This window comes from Acidobacteriota bacterium, from assembly GCA_030697165.1.
Classification (GTDB): Bacteria; Acidobacteriota; Vicinamibacteria; order Vicinamibacterales; family UBA2999; genus 12-FULL-67-14b.
On sequence record JAUYQQ010000009.1, the window covers coordinates 27,220 to 46,732 of the forward strand.

Annotated in this window: 15 protein-coding genes; 11 read left to right on the plus strand and 4 right to left on the minus strand. The window is 67.4% G+C overall.

Features of this window, described 5'->3' with window-relative positions:
• Positions 1-86 precede the first annotated feature (86 nt).
• From Q8T13_08445 to Q8T13_08460, 4 genes are all read left to right on the plus strand, one after another.
• Positions 87-2,276 carry a protein kinase gene (locus tag Q8T13_08445; GenBank protein ID MDP3717774.1) on the plus strand — a complete coding sequence of 730 codons (2,190 nt, stop codon included), beginning with the start codon at positions 87-89 and terminating at the stop codon, positions 2,274-2,276.
• Positions 2,277-2,294: 18 nt separating this feature from the next.
• Positions 2,295-3,353, plus strand: coding sequence for an SMP-30/gluconolactonase/LRE family protein (locus Q8T13_08450; protein MDP3717775.1), 1,059 nt, complete (start codon positions 2,295-2,297; stop codon positions 3,351-3,353).
• Positions 3,354-3,417: 64 nt separating this feature from the next.
• Positions 3,418-5,694: a cytochrome c gene (locus Q8T13_08455; GenBank protein ID MDP3717776.1), complete on the plus strand. Its 2,277-nt coding sequence runs from the start codon at positions 3,418-3,420 to the stop codon at positions 5,692-5,694.
• Positions 5,691-6,872: a catalase family protein gene (locus tag Q8T13_08460; GenBank protein MDP3717777.1), complete on the plus strand. Its 1,182-nt coding sequence runs from the start codon at positions 5,691-5,693 to the stop codon at positions 6,870-6,872. The genes Q8T13_08455 and Q8T13_08460 overlap by 4 nt, the downstream gene beginning before the upstream one ends.
• A gap of 20 nt (positions 6,873-6,892) precedes the next feature.
• On the opposite strand, the gene Q8T13_08465 is transcribed toward Q8T13_08460, so the two are convergent.
• Together Q8T13_08465 and Q8T13_08470 are read right to left on the minus strand one after the other, a co-directional pair.
• On the minus strand, positions 6,893-7,450 hold the full coding sequence (locus Q8T13_08465; protein MDP3717778.1) for a response regulator: 558 nt from the start codon (positions 7,448-7,450) through the stop codon (positions 6,893-6,895).
• Entirely contained in the window at positions 7,434-8,711 is a 1,278-nt protein-coding gene (locus tag Q8T13_08470) for an ATP-binding protein (protein MDP3717779.1), read from the minus strand. The genes Q8T13_08465 and Q8T13_08470 overlap by 17 nt, the downstream gene beginning before the upstream one ends.
• 68 nt (positions 8,712-8,779) lie before the next feature.
• Here Q8T13_08470 and Q8T13_08475 point away from each other — a divergent pair, with 68 nt between their 5' ends.
• On the plus strand, positions 8,780-10,927 hold the full coding sequence (locus tag Q8T13_08475) for a response regulator (GenBank protein MDP3717780.1): 2,148 nt from the start codon (positions 8,780-8,782) through the stop codon (positions 10,925-10,927).
• Here the strand turns inward: Q8T13_08475 and Q8T13_08480 are convergent.
• Together Q8T13_08480 and Q8T13_08485 are read right to left on the minus strand one after the other, a co-directional pair.
• The gene (locus Q8T13_08480; protein ID MDP3717781.1) at positions 10,911-12,521 is read right to left on the minus strand and encodes a M56 family metallopeptidase; all 1,611 of its coding nucleotides are present in this window, start codon (positions 12,519-12,521) and stop codon (positions 10,911-10,913) included. The genes Q8T13_08475 and Q8T13_08480 overlap by 17 nt on opposite strands.
• Complete coding sequence (locus Q8T13_08485; protein MDP3717782.1) at positions 12,518-12,907, minus strand: BlaI/MecI/CopY family transcriptional regulator; 390 nt, start codon at positions 12,905-12,907, stop codon at positions 12,518-12,520. Before Q8T13_08485 ends, Q8T13_08480 begins: the two co-directional genes overlap by 4 nt.
• 161 nt (positions 12,908-13,068) lie before the next feature.
• On the opposite strand from Q8T13_08485, the gene Q8T13_08490 reads away from it, so the two are divergent.
• The 6 genes from Q8T13_08490 (at position 13,069) to Q8T13_08515 (ending at position 19,497) form a co-directional block, all read left to right on the plus strand.
• Complete coding sequence (locus Q8T13_08490; protein MDP3717783.1) at positions 13,069-14,898, plus strand: PQQ-binding-like beta-propeller repeat protein; 1,830 nt, start codon at positions 13,069-13,071, stop codon at positions 14,896-14,898.
• Positions 14,899-14,960: 62 nt separating this feature from the next.
• A complete protein-coding gene (locus Q8T13_08495; GenBank protein ID MDP3717784.1) occupies positions 14,961-15,386 on the plus strand; it encodes a hypothetical protein in 426 nt (141 codons plus the stop codon).
• Positions 15,387-15,389: 3 nt separating this feature from the next.
• The gene (gvpD, locus tag Q8T13_08500) at positions 15,390-16,925 is read left to right on the plus strand and encodes a gas vesicle protein GvpD (GenBank protein ID MDP3717785.1); all 1,536 of its coding nucleotides are present in this window, start codon (positions 15,390-15,392) and stop codon (positions 16,923-16,925) included.
• A 2-nt stretch (positions 16,926-16,927) separates the two neighbouring features.
• Positions 16,928-18,061: a HAMP domain-containing sensor histidine kinase gene (locus Q8T13_08505; GenBank protein MDP3717786.1), complete on the plus strand. Its 1,134-nt coding sequence runs from the start codon at positions 16,928-16,930 to the stop codon at positions 18,059-18,061.
• Positions 18,062-18,679 (plus strand): futalosine hydrolase, encoded by a 618-nt coding sequence (mqnB, locus tag Q8T13_08510; protein ID MDP3717787.1) that lies wholly within the window; start codon positions 18,062-18,064, stop codon positions 18,677-18,679.
• The gene (locus Q8T13_08515) at positions 18,661-19,497 is read left to right on the plus strand and encodes an MqnA/MqnD/SBP family protein (GenBank protein ID MDP3717788.1); all 837 of its coding nucleotides are present in this window, start codon (positions 18,661-18,663) and stop codon (positions 19,495-19,497) included. Before mqnB ends, Q8T13_08515 begins: the two co-directional genes overlap by 19 nt.
• Positions 19,498-19,513 lie beyond the last annotated feature (16 nt).

The window sequence follows — 19,513 nt, forward strand, 5'->3', positions numbered from 1 at the left end:
TCGCGCCGCAAACCAACAAAATTCCGAGGACAACACCACCGGCACGTCGTGGTATGGTCTTCGGCACCATTCCAGACAATCGAGGCGTGAAGGCGGACGCTGGCGTCGATCCCCTCGTGGGTCGGAGGCTGCTGCATTACGACGTGCTGGAGAAATTGGGCCAGGGCGGGATGGGCGTCGTCTACAAGGCCCGCGACACGCGCCTGCAGCGCCTGGTCGCCCTGAAGCTGGTGCCCGCCGTTCAAACAGGCGATCGGGTGCAGCGCGAGCGGCTGGTGCGGGAGGCGCAGACCGCCTCATCGCTCAACCATCCGCACATCGTCACCATCTACGACATCGTGCGGGACGGCGAAGTCGACTTCATCGTGATGGAGTACGTCGACGGCCGCCCCTTGAACCACCTCATTCCCCACCACGGCCTGCCGGTGCGTCACGCCCTCGAATATGCGGTGCAGATTGCCGACGCGGTTGCCGCCGCACATACCGCCGGCATCGTGCATCGTGATCTCAAGCCGGGTAACGTGGTCGTCGGCACGGACGGGCGCCTTCGGGTCCTGGACTTCGGCCTGGCCAAGCTCGTGGCACCGGAACTGGGTGACGAGGGGCGGACCATGGCCGTTCTCACCGAAGCGGGGTCGGTGCTCGGCACCTGCAGCTACATGGCGCCGGAACAGGCCATTGGCGCCGTGGTGGATCACCGCGCCGATATCTTCTCGTTCGGCGTGATGCTCTACGAGTTGCTGACGGGCCTGCGGCCGTTCCGGGGCGCCAACCAGGCGGCAGTGATCCATGCGCTGCACTACCAGACGCCGGCGCCGATTCGGGACCTGGCGCCGGGGGTGCCGCAGGCACTGGCGGCCACCATCGACCGCGCGCTGTCCAAGCTGCCGGAGGCCAGATTCCAGAGCATGGAAGAGCTCCTGGCCGGGTTGCGGGCGATCGCCGCGCAGCCGAACGAAGCGGAACTGCTGTCTTCCGATCAGGCCACCGGCGCCCCGGCGGCGGCACGGTCAGAGGCCGATGCGTCGTCGGGCGGCCCGGCAGTACGGCCGCCGAGAGTCGGCAGCGAGCGCGCGTCGATTGCCGTCCTGCCGTTTGCCAGTTTGTCGTCGGACAAGGAGGACGCCCATCTGGCGGCCGGGATCGCGGCGGAACTGATTAGCGCGCTGTCGGGCGTACCCGACTTGCGCGTGGCGTCACACCTGGCGTCGTTCAGATTCCATGGCGCCATCCCCGAGCTCAGCACGGTCGCCGCGGCGCTCAACATCCGCTATGTGTTGACCGGCAGCATGCGCCGGGCCGGGTCGCGCATTCGCGTTATGGCGGAACTGACCGACGCGGTGCCGGGCGTGCAGCTGTGGGCCCGGACCTACGAGCGCGGGATCGAAGACGTCTTCGCCGTCCAGGAGGAGATCGCGCGCGAGATTGTGGGCGCGACTGGCGGCCAGATCATCCGCGCCGGATCGGAGCAGGCCAGCCGTAGCGCGCCCGAGAGCCTCGACGCGTGGGGTCTGGTGCGCCGCGCCTACCATTTCTGGAATCACGCGTGGACACCCGAGGGCGTCGAGGATGCGCTCAACCTGCTGCGACGCGCCGTCGAGATGGATCCCGGGTACGCAGCGGCCCGGGCCTTTCTCGGGCTGTACCTGATTCAACGGGTGGTCAACTTCCTCTCCCCGAATCCGCTGGCTGACATGGCTGAAGCGCTGTCCGCCGCGGACGCAGCCATCAGCCTGGCGCCGAGGAATTCGGAGGTGCTCGAGAACGCGGGGCTCGTCTACTTCAACTCGGGACGCTACGAGGACAGCGTGCGGGTGCTCACGCGCGCGGTGGAGATTGCGCCCTTCAACCTGGTCGCGTGGGGGTACCTCGGGCTCGCCCACGTTTGGACGGGCGACGACGCCCAGGTCGGCGAGGGCCTGACGATCCTCGAACGCCTGCTCAAGACCGCGCCCGATCATCCGTCAGTGCCGTACTGGCTGTACTTCAAGAGCTCGGGCTGCGCGAGCCTCGGCCGCTACGAGGAGGCGCGCGCGGCCGGATTGCGCTCGACCGAACTGCAGCCGCACTTCTTTCTCGCGCGGCTCGAATACGCCAACGCGCTGGGCGCGCTCGGGCAGACGGCCCAGGCGATGGCAGAGATCAACCTCGTCGTAGCCGTCAACCCGACCATCCAGCCCGACGCGGTCGAGCAGTATGTGCGATTGCTGAGCCGGACCACCGAGCGGACGGAGCGGCACCTGATCGGCTGGCGCGCCGCCGGCTGGTTGTCCTAACGAACGCCAGGAGCACCGATGTCATTCAAGACCTCCGATTTCAAAGTGATTTGCTCGGGACTGGGCTACCCCGAGGGTCCGGTGGCACTGCCTGACGGCAGCGTCCTCGTGTGCGAGATCTCGGCCGGCGCCCTCTCCCGCATCACCCCTGACGGCCAGCGCACCGTGGTCGCGCAGCTTGGCGGCAGCCCGAACGGTGCGGCGATTGGGCCGGACGGCAAGGTCTACGTGTGCAACAGCGGCGGCTTCGCTTTCCTGTATTTCCGCCAGGACGGATCGCTGGTCATGCCCGGGAGCGCCCCGCCCCCGGGGGCGATCTGCCTGACCGGTGACCAGCCGCCCACCTACACGGGTGGGTCGATTCAGCGTGTCGACCTTGCGACCGGCACATTCGAAACGCTCTACACGCAGTGCAGCGCACCCGATTTTCCCGGCGCCCCGACCAGCACGACGCATCCGCTGCGAGGGCCTGACGATCTGGTGTTCGACGAGCAGGGCGGCTTCTGGTTCACCGACTGGGGCAAGTCGCGTCCCCGCGAGCGCGACATCCCAGGCCTGTACTACGCCAAGGCCGACGGCTCGTCGATCATCGAGAAAGTCTTTCCGCTCAATGCGCCCAACGGCGTCGCGTTGTCCCCCGACGGCCGCCGCCTGTACGTCGCCGAGACCTACACGCGCATGGTGCGGTTCTGGGAGCTGGACGGGCCTGGCCAGATCGCCAAGACCGGCCCGGCCATCGACCATTCCCATGTGCTCACCTCCCAGGTCCATGGCGTCGGCATTCTTGATTCCATGAAAGTCGACGAGGACGGCAACGTCTACGTGGTGACCATGCTGGATGACGGGTACGTGGTGCGATCCAACGGCGGCCTGACGATCATCTCACCCGAGGGCGAGCGGCTCGAGTTCATCGATCTGGAGGTCGGCGAGTGGTTCGATCCGTTGCCGTCCAACTTCTGCTTTGGCGGTCCCGATCGCAGGACGGCGTTTATCACGCTCGGCGGGACCGGGCGGCTGGTGTCGTGCCAGATGCGCGTGCCAGGCCTGAAGCCCGCCTACAACGTGACGACGACTTGAGGGTGAGACCCGAACGGGCCACCAGGCGATCTTTAAAATTCGTCACATCTTGCAGGAGGACCGAATGGTCGACAGCGACAGTGCCCCGGAATCCCCGAAGCGCGGCACGATGCTGGCGCGAATACTGGCCCTTGGGTGGACCAGCCTTCGGCGCACCGTCCTCGCGATCGGCCTCACCATTGACGGTTGGGCCAGGAGGACGATCAGCAGGACGGGGCGGCTCGGGATTGGCCTGGCTTCGCGGGTCGGGAACGTCAAGGTCCGGGATGTCCTGAAGTGGAGCGCCATCACCGCGGTGTCGGTGATCGGCCTGGCCTTCCTGATCACCCTCGTCCTCGTCTTCTACCCAGCGACGCAGATTCCCGCCTCCGAGCCTCCGGCCGAGACCCGGTATCTCGATCAGGGCTGGGGCGTTCAGCGCGAGTCGCCCGAGCGCGAAACCTACTACTACACCGCCCAGGGCTCCACCTTGCAGGGCCTGCCGATGCGATACAACTGGCTGGTCAATCTCGAGACCCCCTGGGGGCGGCGCCGCCTTGCCGATCCATCGCACATGCGCAGCCTGGGCTTCGTCGTCGACCCCGTGCCGACGCGCGCCAACCCCGACCTGTTGCCGGTCGGGTTCAGCCGGCACTTTGATGACGCCCTCGGCGAGGATCTGCTCGATTTGTCCTGCGCGGCCTGCCATACCGGGCAGATCAACATCACGCGAAACGGACGCACTGTCGGCATCCGTATCGATGGGGGCGCCGCGATGCACGCCGCCACCGCCATGGAGATCGGCCATTTTGGTCCGGTGATGCTCGGTTCGGTCGCGAGCACTTATTTCAACCCCCTCAAGTTCAACCGGTTTGCCCGGCGCGTACTGGGGGAGGAAGCCTATAGCCGCGGCAAGTCCGAGCTGCGCCGGCAGATGTGGGCCTTTCTCAAGGCGGGGGTGGACTTCTTCGCGATGGAGCAATTCAACCACCTCTATCCCACCGCTGAAGGCTTCGGCCGGCTGGATGCGGTGGGCCGCATCTCCAACACCGTGTTTGGGCAAAATCTCGATCGGAAGAATCTCCATGTCGCGGATGCGCCAGTCAGCTTCCCGTATCTCTGGAACATTTGGAAATTCGACTGGGTGCAATACCTGGCGTTCGTCAGCCAGCCGATGGCGCGCAACGTCGGCGAGGCCCTCGGCGTCGGCGCCTCCTACAAGCTCATCGACCGCTACGGGCGGCCGCTGCCGGCCGCTGAGCAGTTCAGGACATCGATCCGCTTCGATGGGATCCACCAGATCGAATCCGCGCTTCAGAAGCTCAAGCCGCCGCCCTGGCCCGAGGACCTGCTCGGACCGATCGATCAGGCGAAGGCGAGCCGCGGCCGGGAGCTGTTCCAGAACCACTGCCAGGGGTGTCACGGGCCCCACGTCGCGGCCGACGCGATCAAGATGCGCGACGCGCCCGGCAAGGGTCCCGATGCGCCGCAGTGGACCATCAAGACGATCGACATCCGCGACATCGGCACCGATCCGACCGCGGTCCTGAACGCCACGCAGATCCTCGTGGACCTGTCGCGCGCCGGGTTGCCAATCGACCGGGTGCGGGCGCTCATGGGCGATCAGCTGCAGCAACTGCAGGAGCGATCGGCCTCGGCGATCGCGCAGCTGAAGAACGACATCCGGAGTGCCGACGCGGCGCAGCGGGCAGCACTGCAGAAGGTGCTCGCCGACGCTGAGCGCTACGCGCCGACCGCCGACTCGATCCAGCGGCGCCTGGACAGCATCAACCTCAGCGCCGTCTCGATCCCGGACGGCCTCAATATCCTGGGGCTGCTGGTGCGCGATCGGTATTACACGGAACACGGATTCACGAAGGCGGACCGGGAGTGTTACGACGGCTTCGGTACGCTCGACATGCCGGAGGCGAACACGGGGTACAAGCCCCGCCCGATCGCGGGCGTCTGGGCCACGCCACCGTTCCTGCACAACGGATCGGTGCCGACCCTGTACCATTTGCTGTCGCCCGCGAGCGAGCGGCCGCGGAAGTTCTTTGTCGGTCGCCGCGAGTTCGATCCGGTGAATGTGGGTTTCGTCACCGAGCCGTTGTCGAAAGGGGGCTTCTGGTTCGACACACGAGTGCGCGGCAACGCCAACACCGGCCATGAGTTCCGGGCCGGTTACGTGCCGTATGACCCGCAGCATCCCGAGCGCGTGCAGTATGGGGTCATCGGTCCCGAACTCACCATGGAGCAGCGCTACGACCTCATCGAGTACCTGAAGATCCACCGCGACGATCCGGAGGACGCGAAACCGTACACCCCGGCGGTCTGCGGTCCAGCCCAGGGAGGTTCCCGATGAAGATCCTGCGCAAGGTGCTTGCCGTTCTCGCCATCATCCTCGCCGCCGGCGCGGTCACCATCATCATCGTCGAGCGCGGCCGCAGCACGTCGGTGATGGGTGAGGAAATTTCCGCCGACGAGAGCGTCTATACGGCCAGCATCGTCGCCGCGGCCATCGACGCGGTGAACTACCCGGAAGGTGAGCATCCGCCGTATCGGCGCGACGTGCACGCCAAGGCGCACGGGTGCGTCCGTGCGACCGTCGAAGTCGATCCCCAGGTGCCGGCCGCCTACCGGGCGGGCGTCTTCAGCCAGCCAGGCCGGCAGTACCCGTCGTGGATTCGGTTTTCGAATGGCAGTCCCGGAAACCCCCTGGGTGACGGGGAGCGGGATGCGCGCGGCATGGCCTTGAAGCTGACCGGCGTCGCGGGCACGAAACTGCTCGAGGGGGAGCAGGACGCCGAGACCCAGGACTTCGTCATGGTCAACAGTCCAGTGTTCTTCATCCGCAACGTCGCGGACTACGCCAAGTTTGCGAGGGTCCTCGCCGACGATGGCGGTATGGCAATGGGATATTTCCTCGGCGGCGCCAACCCGCTGGGGTGGCACCTGCGCGACGCGTACCTGGCGCTCGGCACAAAGCGGAAAGCGCCCGCGAGCCTCCTGCACGAGCAGTACCACAGCTGGTCGGCATACAAGCTCGGCGACCTGAACATCAAGTTCAGCGCCCGGGCGTGTACCAAGCAACCGGTGGCCACCGTGGACCGCCGACAGCCGGATTTCCTGCGCGCCGGGCTGAAGGCTGAACTGAACAGCGGCGAGGGCTGCTTCGATCTGCTGGTGCAGCCGCAGGTGGCCGGCAAGAACATGCCCGTCGAGGATGCGACCGTCCGGTGGAAAGAGTCTGATTCGCCATTCGTGAAAGTGGCCACGGTGAACGTGCCGAAGCAGGAGTTCGACACCGAGCGGCAGAACGAGTTCTGCGAGAGCCTGTCGTTCACGCCCTGGCACACGCTGCCGGAGCATCGGCCGCTTGGCGGCATCAACCGCATCCGCCTGGCGGTGTACCAGGAGGTGGCTCGCTACCGGCGCGCCAAGATGATCGACAACAGCGGCAAGCCGTACCTGGCAAAGACCGAGCCCAAAGGATGGTGCCTCGACTTGTCGGGCGCAACGTGCGAGGCGACCAAGCCCTGACGCCTCGGCCAACGGCGAGGTCAGCGCGCGGCGGGGAACTTCGACAGCTTGCGCTGCAGCGATCGACGGTGAATGCCCAGCAGGCGCGCCGCCTGCGAGACGTTGCCGTCGCAGTCGTTGAGCACCCGCTGAATGTGCTCCCATTCCACCCGCGCGAGCGAAGGCACCTCCACGGTTGGTGGTTCCTGCGCCACGTCCCGTCCCTCGAAGGCCACCAGCACCTGATCGGCATCGACCGGCTTGGTCAGGTAATGGGTCGCGCCGAGCTTCATGCTTTCGAGCGCGGTCGCAATGCTGCCGTAGCCGGTGAGCACCACGATGCGGGTCGTCGGATCGATGGCGTGCAGGCCGCGCACGACGTCGAGGCCGCTGCCGACGGGCAGCTTCAAGTCCACGACGGCGAGTTCGGGGCTCTCGAGGCGCGCCGCCGCCAGGGCCTCGTCCACCGACGCCACCGCTCGCACCTCGCAACCGCGCGCCGTCAGCGCGCGGCCCAGGCGCTCGCGAAAGCGCTCGTCGTCTTCAACCAGCAAGACGCTTGGCGCGGAGCGATCGGAAGCGTCAGGCCTGATGTCCATCACCGCCAAAGGATACTGCCGCGACCGTGCCCTGGCCGGGTTCAGACGACAGCGAGAACTGGCCGCCCCACTGCTCCACGAATGTCTTGGCCAGGAACAAGCCGAGGCCAAACCCGGCGCCGGCGGGCTTGGTGGTAAAAAACGGCTCACCGGCGCGGGCGAGCGTGGCTTCATCCATGCCGCGACCGGTGTCGCGGACTTCCATCGCCAGTTGATCACGAGAGGCGGTGACGGTGAGCTCGACGGCGCCGTCATGGTCGGACGCGTCGAGCGCGTTCTTGATCAACGTCGTCAACAGGCGTGCGGCACCCAGCCGTGGAATTCTCACTGCGGTGGCCGTGCCCTCTATGCTGACGCGCACTCGCGACGCGGCACCGGCCGGCAGCGCGTCGATGGCCTCGCGCGCGACCAGCGCGGGCTCGATGGCGGCAGGCGGATCGGCGGTGGACGCATCGGCGCGTCCGCTCATGTGATCGAGAATCTGCCGGCACCGTTCCACCTGCGCCCGAATCAGACTGGCATCTTCGATCAAGGCCGGGTTCGCGGTCGCCTCGGCCTCGCGCATCAGCTCCTTCGACGCCACGGCGATGGTGGCCAGCGGCGTGGCCAGTTCGTGGGCGGCGCCGGCCGCCAGGGTGGTCAGCGAGGCCAGCCGTTCTTGCGCGGCGGCAACGCGGCGCGCCTCGCTCAGGGCGCGCTCGCGTTGGTCGAGCGCCTCGCGCACTCTCGTGACGAAGAAGCCGATCAGCAGGGCCGCCGACAGGAATGCGACCCACATGCCGGCCAGGTGTCCGGCCAACTCGTCGGCGGGTAGATGTGCGGCGTGCGGATCGGCCGGCGGCGTAATCGCAAACAGCGTAGCGTAGGCGGCCACCGACAGCGCGGCGATCGTCCAGGTCCACCGCGATCCCAAGGTCACGGCAGCGAGCGCGATGTAGACGAGATAAACAGTGGTGAATGGATTGGACGTGCCACCGGTCAGCCACAACAGGGCCGTGAGCAGCGTGACATCAAGGGCCAGCACCACGCCGAACGCCCGCGGCTGCGTGGGACGTCCATGCGCGACCCATCGGCCCAGGGCCAGGTTGCTGGCGGCCAGAAGGAGAATCAGAAAGGCAATCGGCGCCAGCGGCAGGGCCAATCCCAGGACCTGGACCGCGACTGCCACGCCGATGCCCTGCGCCAGCACCGCGGCCCAGCGCAGGCGGACCAGCCAGGGACCGGTCACGAGCGGACCCGCCTCGACTGGAACCTGTGTCATGTCGACCCAAGTGTAACCGCCGATTCACCACACCGTCGATCCGGTCTTGGGTGACGTATCCTCGTCGTGTGAGGGGAGACGAAGACGATGGCCGGCAGGCGCTCAGAATGCGCCGGCTCCTGATGGCGAGCGGCACGTCACTGATGGTGATTGCCCTGCTGGGCATCGCCTACCTGTTCGGCGGCCTCGAGTGGACCGGGTTCGCGCAGGGCACGGCGCTGATCCTGTTCTGGAACGCGGTCTTCTTCACCATCCTTCGCACCGGTCTCAATCTCCGCTTCGCCGATCCCAGCCTGACCCTGCCGCAGATCGCGTCGGCCATGGTCACGATGGCCTACGTGATGTACTACGCCGACCGCGGCCGCGGCGCGCTGCTGGTGGTGTTCCTGGTCGCGTTCCTGTTCGGGGTGTTCCGGCTGCGGACCCGCCAGTTGCTGCTGCTGGCCGCCACCGCCATCCTCTCGTATGCCGGAATGGTGCTGGCGCTCTACCAGTTCAAGCCCGAAACGGTCGAACCCGCGGACGAGCTCCTCGAGTTGATCGTGCTGACGGTGACCCTGCCGTGGTTTGCGGCCATGGGCGGCTACGTCGGCCGGCTGCGCGACCACATGCGCGACACCAACCGGCAGCTCGAGGCCGCCAAGACCGCGGCCGAGTCGGCGGCGCTCGCCAAGACCACGTTCCTGGCCAGCATGAGCCACGAGATCCGGACGCCGATGAACGGCGTGATCGGCATGACCAGCCTGCTGCTCGACACCAAGCTCAGCCCGCAGCAGCGCGACTACGTCGAGACGATCCGGTCCAGCGGCGAAGGGCTGCTGTCGATCATCAACGACATCCTCGACTTCTCGAAGATCGATGCCGGCAAGATGGAGGTCGAGCGCCGGCCGTTCGAGCCGCAGGCCTGCGTCGAAGATGCGTTCGACCTGCTGGCGGCTCAAGCCGAGCTCAAGGGGTTGCAGCTGAGCGCCGAGATCGAGCCGTCGGTGCCGCGCGCCATGATCGGCGATGGCGCCAAGGTTGGCCAGATCCTGATCAACCTGCTCGGCAACGCCGTCAAGTTCACCGACGCGGGCGAGATCACGGTGTCGGTCAGCGCCGCGCCGCGGCTCGGCACGCCGCTCGTGGATGTGACGTTCGTCGTCACGGACCCCGGCATCGGCATTCCCGCCGACCGCATCGCCAAGCTGTTCGATTCGTTCAGCCAGGTCGATGCCTCCACCACCCGAAAGTACGGCGGCACCGGGCTGGGGCTGGCGATTTCGCAGCGGCTGGCGAAACTGCTGGGCGGCCGCATCTGGGTGGAGAGCACGCCCGGCCAGGGCACGCGCGCCTCCGTCGTGATCGCCGCCGAGGCCGCGCCGGAACGCAGGGCACTGGGCCCGGAGCGGCCGTCCGACGAAGAGGCGCGCTTCGCGGGCAAGCGCGTGCTGATCGTCGACAACCACGCCGGGACGCGGCGATCGCTGCAGCGACAGTTCGAAGCCTGGAGCCTGTCGGCCAAGACGGCCGCCTCGGGCGAAGAGGCGCTGCGGTGGCTGGACGAAGGTCAACGCTTCGACATCGCGTTACTCGACTCGCACCTGCCGGTGATCGACGGCGTCGCGCTGGCCACCGCCATCCGCCAGCGCCTCGAAGGCGCGACGCCGCCGATGATCCTGCTGTCCACCCTGGCGGGTCCGGAACCCGAATCAACCGGGGAGTTCGCGGCCTCGTTGACCAAGCCGTTGCGGGCGTCGCGCCTCTACAACGCGGTGTCCGACGTGCTGGCGCCTGACGACGCCACCCCGCCCCCGCCGGATACGAGTGCGGCGCCGCCTCTGGCCAAGCGGCACCCGCTCCGCGTGCTGGTGGCGGAAGACAACCTGGTGAACCAGAAGATCGCGCTGCTGATGCTCGAACGCCTCGGCTACCGCGCCGATCTCGTCGCCAACGGCCGCGAAGCCGTTGACGCCGTACGGCGGGTGCCGTACGACGTCGTGTTGATGGACCTGCAAATGCCGGAGCTCGACGGCCTGGATGCGACGCGCCAGATCCTCGCCGAGCACGCACCCGGACGGCGGCCGCGCATCGTGGCACTGACCGCCAACGCGTTCGAAGACGACCGCATCGAGTGCCTGGCGGCAGGCATGGCCGACCACCTCAGCAAGCCGCTGCAGAAGGAGCGTCTCGAAAGCGCCCTCCTCCGCAGCAGCCGCATCAGTCCTCCAGGCTGAAGGCAACCGACACGTTCATCAGGACCTCAACCGCCTCGCCGTTGAGCAGGGTCGGGCTGAACTGCCACTGGCTCACGGCCTCGGCGGCGGCCTTGCCCAGGTCAGGATGCGCCGGCGAACCGATCACGCGTACCGACGAGACCCGGCCCTCGGGATCGATCAACGCGGTCAGCGACACGACGCCCTCGAGACCGGCGTCGCGCATCGCCTGTGGGTAAATCGGACGGGCATCGACCAGCTTGCGCGGCGGCTTGATGTTGCCGCCAATGCGCACAGGCGCGCGCTCGACGCGGCCGGGCGCGCCCGACGGACGCTGGTCCCTGACGGTGATCGTCTCCTGGAGTGTCCCGACCGGGATCGTCAGGGTGACGTCCCAGTGCCTGGCGCTCTCCAGGCGGACATCCTGCGCGAGGGACATGAAACCGGGCAGCCGCGAGCCGACCTGGTAGCGGCCGGCCGCGACGGAACCGAAATCGAAACGGCCATCGCGGTCGGTCGTCGCCGTCAGCCGATTCCCGGCGGCGTCATCGAGCGTCAGGGCGACGTTGGGCAACACCGCTCCGGTCACGTCGTAGGCGGTGCCGGTCAACGGCAGCGGGCCCACCTGTTCGTTGGCGCGGAAGCTCGCCGTGGTCAGGGTGATGCCGACGATGACGGCGAAGACCATGGCCAGGGCGCGGCGTGTGGGGCGGGTGCGAATCAGCGTGTGGTTCAACATTGCAGCAATCCTCCATTCAAGCGTGGACCGGCGAGCCATCGGGACGAGCGTCGCCATGGGAGACGGCCGGCGGCACGTCCTGGCAATCGCAAGCAAGTGAGAGGCGTACTCTGAAGCGGGCACGCCGGCCTCGAGCACGGCGTTGTCGCAGGCGGCTTCGCTCTCGCGGCGCAGCCGCGCGCACGCCAGCCAGAACAGCGGGTTGTACCAGAACACCGCGCGCACGACGTCGGCGGCCATCTGGATGGCCCAGTCGGCGCGGCCAATGTGCGCGAGCTCGTGGCCGAGAACGATGCGAATGCGTTCGTCGCTCCAGGTTTCGCAGCCCGCCGGCACCAGCACTGCCGGCCGGCGCCATCCCCAGGTCCCGAGGGTGGTCGGCACATCCGTCTGCCTCAGCTTCACATCGTCCCGGACGTCCAGGCTCCGCGCCAGCATGTGCGCCATGGCAAGCCAGCGCGGGTCGGCCAGCGGCCGCGCGGCGGCGGTCAGTCGTGACAGCCGCCGCAGGCTGATGACCATGGCAGCCATGCTGATCAGGAAGCCTGCGGCCCACACCGTCTCGACCATGGTTGAGATCGAGACGCGTGACGGCGCTGCCGGAAAAGTTGAGGGCGGCGCAGCCGGCGACCCTGCCGGGCGTGGTGAGGCATCGCCGCTGATGGCGACGGTCAGCGGCGCCGGGGGATCGGATTGGAGAGGCAGATTCCAGGCCGGCAGTGCGATACCCAGAGGCGCCACCGCGAGGGCCGACAGGATCCCCGCGGCCAGCACCGAGTGACGCAGGGCCGCCGAACGGCGGCGCAGCAGCAGAGACACGGCCAATGCCACCAGCACCACGACCGACGCGCGTACGCCGAGGTCGAGGGCGATCATCGTCCCGCCTTTCTGGCCGCCGCGATCAACTCGGCGATGCGATCGAGATCCTCGTCCGAGAGCCGCGACCCGTCGCTGCCGAGCAGCGTGGTCACGACCTTGGCGTGGGAGCCGTCGAAGAAAGTGTCAACGAGGTGATTGAGCGCCGACCTGCGGGCGGTGTGGCGCGGCACCGTCGGCATGTAGACAAACCGCAGGCCGAGTTCCTCGTGACGGACGTGGCCCTTCTCCTCGAGCACGCGCAGCTGCGTGCGGACGGTGGAATCGCTGGGGCTGCCGCTGAGGCTTTCGCGGATCTCGGTCGCAGTGGCGCGGCCGAGCCGGTAGAGGAGGTCCATGATCTGGCGTTCGCGCTTGGTCAGGACGGCGTGGCGGTGGGCAGTCATGTTATTTTTATAACAACTCCGCGAGAAAAATAGCAGGTCCCGCCGCCGGCTGTCAAGCCCCCGAACCCGGCTCCGATGCCTGACCCCTGATCCCCGATCCCCTGATCCCTGATCCCTGATCCCTGATCCCTGATCCCTGATCCCTGATGTAGGATGCGCGCATGCGTATGCCCCTCATCGCCGCTCTCATCCTCGTTGCGGCCGCCTCGGATGCAGGTGCCCAGGGCTTCGGCGTCGGTGGCCTGCTGCCCTTCAACGAGAAATGCGCCAGTTGCCACGTCGATCCCGCACCCGGAAGCCGCGCGCCGACCCAGGCGCAGTTGCTGGGACAGCCGCCCGAGACGATCCTGGCGGCCATGACCACCGGCAGCATGGCGCCCATGGCGTCGGGCCTCAGCGAAGGTCAGTTGCGCGCGATCGCCGAGTACGTCTCGGGACGGTCGTTCGGCACCGCGAAGGCCGGCGATGCCTCGACGATGAAGAATCAATGCGCGCCGAGGCCTCTCGGCAATCCCATGGCAGGCCCGGGCTGGAACGGCTGGGGCGTCGACACGGCGAACTCGCGCTTCCAGACCGCGGCCGCGGCCGGATTGACGGCCGCCACCGTGCCGAAGCTGGCGCTCAAGTGGGCGTTTGGTTTTCCTGAAGGGCGCCAGGCGTTTGGGCAGCCCACGGTCATGGGCGGCCGCATCTACGTCGGCTCCGACAATGGCTTTGTCTACTCGCTCGACGCGGCCAGCGGTTGCGTCTACTGGTCGTACCAGGCCAAGGCCGGTGTCCGCACGGCGATCACCGTGGCCCCGATCAAGGCCGGCGCCTCGCGGTTCGCGGTGTTCTTCGGTGACGTCAGGGCCAACGTGTACGCGATCGATGCCGAGAGCGCCGCGCTGATCTGGACCAAGCACGCCGACCCGCATCCGGTGGCGCGCATCACCGGGGCTCCGACGTACCACGATGGCCGCCTCTACGTCCCGGTGTCGTCGATCGAGGAAGCCCTGGGCGGCAACCCGGCGTATCCCTGCTGCTCGTTCCGCGGCAGCGTGATCGCATACGACGCCAGCACCGGCGAGCAGCGCTGGCAGTCGTTCACGATTTCCGAAGCCGCCGTGCCCATGCGCAAGACCTCCACCGGCACGCAGTTGTGGGGACCCGCCGGCGCCGCCGTGTGGTCGGCGCCGACCATCGATCCGGAACGAGGCCGCATCTACCTGTCCACCAGCAACGGCTACACTTATCCCGCCGTCAACACCACCGACGCGGTGATGGCGGTGGACCTCGCCACCGGCAAGCGGCTGTGGACACGCCAACTGACGGCAAACGATGCCTACGTCATTGGCTGCGGCCCCAACGCCAAGTCGGAAACCTGCCCGCAGGAAACCGGACCTGACTTCGCCGTCGGCACGTCGCCGATTCTTCGCTCGCTCCCCGGCGGCCGGCGCATTCTCGCGGTCGGACAGAAATCGGGCATTGCCTGGGGCATCAATCCAGACGATGGCACGGTGGTGTGGCAGCACCGCGTCGGCCAGGGCTCGCCGCTCGGCGGCATCGAGTGGGGCGGCGCCGCCGATGATCGGCTGGTCTACTATCCCAACGCCGACGGCTTGCTCGGCATGAAAGCCGCCGGCGGGCTGGCCGCGATTCGGCTGGCGACCGGCGAACGCGAGTGGTGGGCGCCGCCGATCGCCACCTGTCCTGATCAATCGATGAAGTGCATCCCGGCGCAGTCGGCCGCAGCCAGCATGATTCCCGGAGTCGTGTTCTCCGGCGCGACCGACGGCATGATGCGCGCCTACAGCGCCACCGACGGCAAGGTGCTGTGGGAGTTTGCGACCGCGCGCGACTTCGAGACCGTCAACGGCGTGAAGGCGCGCGGCGGTTCCATCAACGGCCCGGGCGCCACCATCGCCAACGGCATGGTCTTCACCAACTCCGGCTACGGCTCGTTCGGCCAGATGGCCGGCAATGTGCTCCTGGCGTTCGGCGTGAAGTAGCGGCGACGCGGCCGAAGATATCTCGCCGAACGGCTGGGCGCTCAGGCATAGTACTTCCTGCCATGAAGGTGCTCGGTACTGCTGAGCTGAAGCTGCTCGCGCTTAGGGTCCTTGCGACGCCCCAGGGTGCCGTCTCGGACGCGAACGCCGTGGCGGTGGCGGCCGAGCACGCCTACGATGACCTGACGCGCGTGTCAGTCCCGCTGATTGGGCAGGTCGGCGTGGCCGCGATCACGGGTCGTGCGCTGCATCTTGTGGCACGCGACTACCCGTGGTTGCGCCGCGGCAGCGAGCCCGCCGACGCCGAAGGGTCATTCGCAAACCTCATTTCCTGCCTGAAGCAACAGGAGCCCACCGTCGCCCTTAACGCCGCGGCGGCGGTGTTCGCTGCTTTCCTCGGTTTACTGGTCTCGTTTATCGGCGAACCCCTGACATCGGGCTTGTTACGCAAAGCGTGGCCCGATGCCTTTTCCGACGCGGAGATCTAAGACATGACGGACCGGGTTGCCATTCGCCAACTTCCCACGGGCGTTCCTGGACTCGACCAAATCCTGGGCGGAGGCCTGCCGGAGTTCTCCTTCAATGTCATTGCCGGCGCGCCCGGCGCGGGCAAGACCACGCTCGCACAGCAGATCATGTTCGCCCTCGCCACTCCCGAGCGGCCCGCCCTGTACTTCACCGTCGTCGGCGAACCTCCGCTCAAGATGCTGCGCTATCAACAGCAGTACGGTTTCTTCGATTCCGCTCGCGTTGGTGGCGCGATTCGCTACATCAATCTGAGCGAGGACGTGGTCAACGGCACGCTGGAGAAGCTCCTGGCGCGCATCGTCCAGGAGGTCGAAGCCTCGAGCCCGGGCGTGGTGATTGTCGATTCGTTCCGCACCGTGGCCCAGGCCGCTGAAAGGAGACAGAGCAGCGCGCTCGATCTCCAGCACTTCGTCCAGCAGCTGGCCGTCCGGCTCACGAGCTGGCAAGCCACGACGTTTCTGGTTGGCGAATACCAGCCGGGAGAGGCGGAACATAATCCGGTGTTCACGGTGGCCGACGGTCTGCTCTGGCTGGTGCAAAGCCTGGATCGCAATTCAATGGTCCGCAAGATCCAGGTCATGAAGATGCGTGGGCAGGCGCCCATTCCAGGACTGCACACCTTTCGCATGACGGGCGACGGGGTCCAGGTGTTTCCCAGAGTGATCGTCGGGCCAGAGGAAAAATCGCAGGGAACGGGCGGCGGCGCGAAGGGAAGACCGCGAAAGCGACTCTCGATCGGCGTCAAAGGGTTGGACGAGATGCTGGGCGGCGGCATTCCCGCCGGCTACTCGATGCTGCTGGCCGGGCCGTCGGGCTGCGGCAAGAGCGTGCTGGCCGCCGAGTTCATCGCCGACGGCGCGCTTCAGGGCGAACCGGGCATCATCGCGGTGTTCGAGAAGCGCCCCAACGAGTACTCGCAAGACAGTCCCATGGGACGGCGATTTGACAAGTTCGTCCGCGACGGCAAGGTCGGCATCCTGCAGACGCGCCCGCTGGATCTGTCGATCGACGAAATGCTGAGCGAGATTATCGACGCCATTCATCGTCTCAAGGCGCGCCGGGTCGTGATCGATTCGCTCTCGGGCTTCGAGCTGGCGCTGGCGCCGACCTTTCGCGAGGATTTTCGGGAATCGCTCTATCGCATGGTCACCGTGCTCACCGGCATGGGCGTCACCATGATGATGACGGCGGAAGTCGAGGACAGCTACACCGACCTGCGCTTCAGCCCGCACGGCACGGCCTTTCTCACCGACGCCATCATCATGCAGCGCTATATCGCGTTCCAGGGACAACTGCAGCGGATGATGGCCGTCGTGAAGGTGCGTGGCAGCGCCCACAGCAAAGACATGCGGGCGTTCGAGATTACCGAACACGGCATTGTGATGGGCGACAAGCTCGGTGGTTACGAGGGCTTGCTCACGGGCAACCCGGAGTTGGCCTCGATCGTTACCAAAACCGCTCGAGCCAAGAAACCACGCTCGCGGCCGGCGCGGCGGTGACTATGTCCGAGGCCAACAAGCCGACCCACGCCACCCGCGAAGACGCGGTCACCGCGCGCGAGCAGACCGCCACCGTGCGCGAAGGTGCGGCGACGGCGCGGGACAAAGTTGCCGATCAGCGCGACGACACCGCCTCGTTGCGCGACGATGTGGCCGATCAGCGCGACGACACCGCCTCGCTGCGCGACGATGTGGCCGGCGTGCGCGACGAGGCCGCCGGATTGCGCGAGGACACATCTACCGTGCGCGAGGAGGCGGTGCGGGCGCGGGAAGAGGCCGCTGAAGCGCGGGCCGAGCTGGAGCAGCTCATGGTCCAGATGCGCGAAGCCAACGAGCGCCTGATCGTCGGCTCGCTGCGCGCCCAGACGATGACCGAGGTCGCTGAGGAGGCCAACCACCTCAAGGATGAGTTTCTGGCCACCGTCTCGCACGAGCTGCGCACGCCCCTGAACGCCATTGTCGGCTGGGCGCGGATCCTGGCGAAGTCGTCGTCGCCAGAGCTGGTGGGGCAAGGCGTCGCGGCCATCGAGCGCAACGCCTGGGCTTTGGCTCACATCATCGACGACCTGCTGGATGTGTCGCGCATCGCCGCGGGCACCCTGCAGATGTCGACGCAGCCCGTTGACCTGGCCGCCGTTGCGCAGACGGCGCTCGAGACGTTGCAACCGGCAGCGCAGCACCGGCACGTGCAACTCTCGCTCACCGCAGACCCGGCCGCGGTCGAAACGGTCCGCGGCGACGCCGTCAGGCTCCAGCAAGTGATCTGGAACCTGCTGGCAAACGCAATCAAGTTCACGCCTGAGGGTGGGCGCGTCGACGTCTTCCTGGAGCGGTCGGGAGACTTCATGCAGATCAAGGTCGTCGATACCGGGGAGGGCATCGACCCCGGCTTCCTGCCACACATTTTCGACCGCTTCCGCCAGGGCGCCGGCGCCACCACCGGACGCCAGACTGGTCTTGGCCTAGGGCTGTCGATCGTCCGGCAGCTCGTCGAGCTTCACCAGGGAACGGTGCAGGCCACCAGCGAGGGCCCGGGACGCGGCGCGACGTTCACGATCCGCCTGCCGATTTCAGCGATCGATCCAACCACCGGCCTGCAAGACCGGCGGACGGGCAAGTCAGACCGCCGGCCGTAAATGCTGATCTGTATTGCGACGGAACTCGAAGGCGCTTTGCTGCGCGAGCGCCTCGACACCAACCGGGCCATTGAGATCGTGACGATGGGCGTGGGGCCGGTGAACGCCGCCCATGCCGTGACCCTGGCAATCTCGCGCTCGCGACCATCCGCCATCATCGTGTGCGGCATCGGTGGCGCCTATCCGGGCTCGGGGCTCGCCATCGGTGAGGTCGTGTGCGCCGACACCGAATGCTACGGCGACCTCGGCGCCACCAGCCCGGCCGGGTTTCTCGACATGCACGCCCTCGGCTTCCCCATCGTCGCCGGCCCGCCGCCGATCTACAACGACCTGCCCATGCAGGTGTTTCCGGCGTCCGCCCGGGTGCGATTCGTCACGATGTCGTCGTGCACCGGCACCGCTGCGGCGGCGCGCGAGATCGAGGCGCGCACCGGTGGCGCGGTCGAGAACATGGAGGGCGCGGCCGTCGCGCACGTTGCCGCCATGCACGGCATCCCGGTCGGCGAACTGCGCGGCATCAGCAACATGGTCACCGATCGCGACACCGGCGCGTGGCGGATCAAGGAGGCCGCCACGGCGGCCCAGGAGGCACTGCTCACGTGGATCGCCCGGCGCTAGCAGCTCCGGCCAAGGCCGGGCACCACCTTGATTTCGGGTTCTCGTCGTGCCCGAACGACACGTTCGCGTTCCACGCCGTGGTCCACGGGCTGGTGCCGGGACCGGCGGTGACGCCGTACCTCGACGACGTCGAGGCGCTCAATGCGCGCGCCGAACTGGGCGGCGCCGAGGTGACTAAAGTCTCGATCGCGGCCTACTCCCGCATTCGCGATCGCTATGCGCTGCTGCGGGCCGGCGGCGCGGCCGGCTACGGCGTGGGGCCGATCGTCGTGGGCCGGTCGCCGCGGGCGGTGGGCGGACGGGTGGCGATCCCCGGCCAGCGGACGACGGCCGCGCTGCTGCTGCGATTGCTCGGCCAGTTTGACACCGTCGCGATGCGGTTCGACCAGATTGAAGGTGCGATCCTGCGCGGCGAGGTCGACTGCGGCGTGCTGATCCACGAAGGCCGGTTCACGTACGAGGCGAAGGGCCTGACGCTGCTGGCCGATCTTGGGGCAGTGTGGGAAGAGCGCATGCAGTCGCCGCTGCCGCTGGCCGCGATCGCCATTCGTCGAGACCTGGTGGCGCCCATCGGCACCGCCATCGATGCCGCGCTTCGGGCGAGCGTCGAGTACGCCTTCGCGCATCCACACGCGAGCCGCGCCTACGTGGCCGCGCACGCGCAGGAAATGGCGCCCGACGTGGTGCAGCGGCATATCGAGCTCTACGTCAATCGCTACACCGTCGAGTTGGACGAACGGGCGGTGCAGGTGATGCTCGACTGGCAGGCGCTGATCGCAAGCGGCCAGCCTGGCAAGACCATGCCGATATTTGCCTGAACCGCGACAGCTCATC